This is a genomic window from Streptomyces anandii JCM 4720 (assembly GCF_014650655.1).
GTDB classification, from domain to species: Bacteria; Actinomycetota; Actinomycetes; order Streptomycetales; family Streptomycetaceae; genus Streptomyces; species Streptomyces anandii.
The window spans coordinates 222,867-225,710 of the sequence record NZ_BMVJ01000007.1 but is presented as its reverse complement, the minus strand read 5'-3'; the positions used below and the strand labels follow the sequence as shown (position 1 = coordinate 225,710).

The window sequence follows — 2,844 nt, the reverse complement described above, 5'->3', positions numbered from 1 at the left end:
TCAGCCACGCTCCGTCGCCATCCGCACGTGGCTGCGGATCGAGGTCAGCGACACGCGCGGTGAGCGCCGACCCGCCCTCAGGGCAGCCGGAGAGGGCGAGGGGGCAGGGCGAGGTCTGCTGATCGTCGGCGAGCTCGCCCAGAGGTGGGGTGTGACGCCCCGCACAGGAGCTCCGGGCAAGACCGTCTGGGCGCTACTCCCTGCCGGAGCCCCGGACACCCCGGCCTGACGCGGATCTTCCCGGCCGTCCCACCGACCCCCGCGCCCCTGGCAGGATAGAAGGCCGTGGTGTGTGCGGGCCGGTGCCCGCCGGGAGCCCGGCAGCGGCAGCCGGGCGTGACGAGGCTGTGGGGAGCGGAAGCGGCTGATGGCCAGAGGCAGCGGGGTCGTACTGAGGGATGTCCTCGACATCAAGGAGGACCTCCACTCCGGAGACTTCAAGATCGCCCTGTCCGAGGGGTTCACCGGCGATGCCGCCGGGTCGATCGGCGACTATGTCGTCACAGCGCAGCTCCAGGGCGAGTTCCGCAAGGCCCTGAAGCTGGTCGGCAGCTGCCTGCGCAAGAACGCCTCGCACGCCGCGTACCTGCACGGTTCCTTCGGCGCCGGTAAGAGCCACTTCCTGACCGTGCTGCACGCCGTGCTTCACGGGGATCCGGCCGTCGAGAACAAGCCGCGGCTGCGCGAGGTGGTCGCCGAGCACACCGACTGGCTGCCCGGCAAGAAGTTCCTGATGGTGCCCTACCACCTGGTGGGCGCCGCCAGCCTGGAGTCGGCGCTGCTCGGCGGCTATGTGAAGGCGGTGCGCCGGGAACGGCCCGAGGCGCCCACGCCACTGGTGTTTCGGGCCGACTCGCTGCTCGCGGACGCCCGTGAGCTGCGCGCGAAGATCGGCGACGACGCGTTCATCGGGCTACTGCCCGCGCCCGTAGCCCCGCAGGCCACCACGGCGGAGGACGAGGACGACGAGGACGACGAGCTCAAGCCCATCGGCGCCGTCCCCGCCACCGGCTGGACCAGCGCGGCCCTCGACGCCGCCTTCCGCGCGCCCGCCGGCGACCCGCAGCGCGACCAGCTGCTGACAGCCCTGTTCAACGGACCGAACAGGCACTACGCGGACACGGTCAGCGGTGACGCGGCCGCGTATGTGACGCTGGACGACGGGCTCAGCGAGATCAGCAAGCACGCCCGGCTGCTCGGCTACGACGGCGTGGTGCTGTTCCTGGACGAGCTGGTGCTGTGGCTGCAGGCCAGGATGTCCGACCGGACGTTCATCAACGACGAGATCCAGAAGCTCAGCAAGCTGATCGAGTCCAGCAACCCCGACCGGCCGGTGCCGATCATCTCCTTCATCTCCCGCCAGCGCGACCTGTCCCAGCTCATGGGCTCCGACATCCTCGGCTCGGACGTGGAGAACCTCCAGGCCGCCCTGGAGTACCTCAAGGAGCGCGTCACCGTCATCGACCTGGAGGACCGCAACCTCCCCGAGATCATCAAGGAACGGGTCCTCAGGCCGCTCCCCGGGCAGGAACGGGTGCTGGAGGCCGCGTTCGCCGGGATCGACAGAGCGGGCCAGCTCGTCAAGGACGTCCTCCTCGACGGAGAGGGCGCCACCGGCGCCGACTGGGAGGACTTCCGGGCCGTCTACCCGCTCTCCCCCGCCCTGCTGAACGTCCTCGTGGCCCTGTCCGGAGCGCTCCAGCGCGAACGCACCGGTCTGAAGCTGGTCCAGCAGCTGCTGGAGCGGAACGCCGACGCCGAGGTCGGCCGGCTGATCCCGCTCGGCGACCTGTGGGACGTCCTCGTCGACACCACCAGCACCGCGTTCACCGCCAAGCTCCAGCAGGAGTCGGAGACCGCCCGCCGCTTCCACGTCAAGGCCCGCCGCTACCTGCTGAACAAGTACGGCCGCGCCGACCACCCCGACTTCCTCGCCGACGAGCGCTACGTCAAGACCCTGCTGCTCGCCGCCCTCGCGCCCGACGTGCCCGCGCTGCGTCGCCTGACCGCCGGCCGGCTCGCCGCCCTCAACCACGGCTCGCTGCGCTCGCGGGCCGTGCCCGTGCGGGAGAAGGTCATCGCGCGGATGCGGGAGCTGCAGGGCGAGTTCCCGGGCGAGCTGCGCTCCGAGGGCACCGACGACCCGGTCTTCTCCCTTCACCTGTCCGACCTGGACATCGAGCCGATCCTCGACGCCGTCGTCGGCGAGGACAAGGGCGGTGTGCGGCGCGCCTGGCTGCGCGAGCGGCTGTGGGAGGACCTGAGCCTCACCGGCCGGCAGGGGCAGCTCCTCGACGAGAAGAAGATCGTGTGGCGCGGCTCCGAGCGCACGGTGGAATTCATGTTTGGTGAGGTCCGCAACCCGCGCAGCGTCGCGGACGAGGCCTTCGAACCCGCCACGGCGGGCAACCTGCGTATCATCCTCGACTGTCCCTTCGACGAGGATCAGAGCCGCTCCCCCGACGACGCCTACCGCCGCGTCGCCGCCCTGCGCGCGTCGCACCCCGGCGCGCCGGTGCTGGTCTGGCTGTGCGACCACTTCTCCGAGCAGCGCAAGGCCCAGCTGGGCCGTCTGATGCGCATCAACTTCCTGCTGGAACGCGACCGGTTGTCCGACTACACCCGCAACTTCCCGCCGGACGACCGAGCCAAGGCCCGCCGTAGCCTGGAGCACGCCCGCGACAACCTCACTCGCACCCTGGTCGAATCGCTGCGCGAGGTGTACGGGCTCGCCGAAGCCAAGGAGGGCACACGGGGCGCCGAGGTGCCCGACGGGCGGCATGTGCTGTCCCTCCAGCCCGAGTTCCCGCGCCCGCAGCCGGAGGGCAGCAAGCCGTTCGACCA

The 2,844-nt window shown here is 70.9% G+C and carries 1 protein-coding gene and 1 pseudogene; both read left to right on the top strand.

What is annotated here, in order from left to right:
- Positions 1-229: pseudogene (locus IE249_RS37345) on the top strand (hypothetical protein); the annotation flags it as partial.
- Positions 230-367: 138 nt separating this feature from the next.
- The coding region (locus IE249_RS37340) for a DUF6079 family protein (protein WP_506366843.1) at positions 368-2,844 on the top strand (2,477 nt) is incomplete at its 3' end.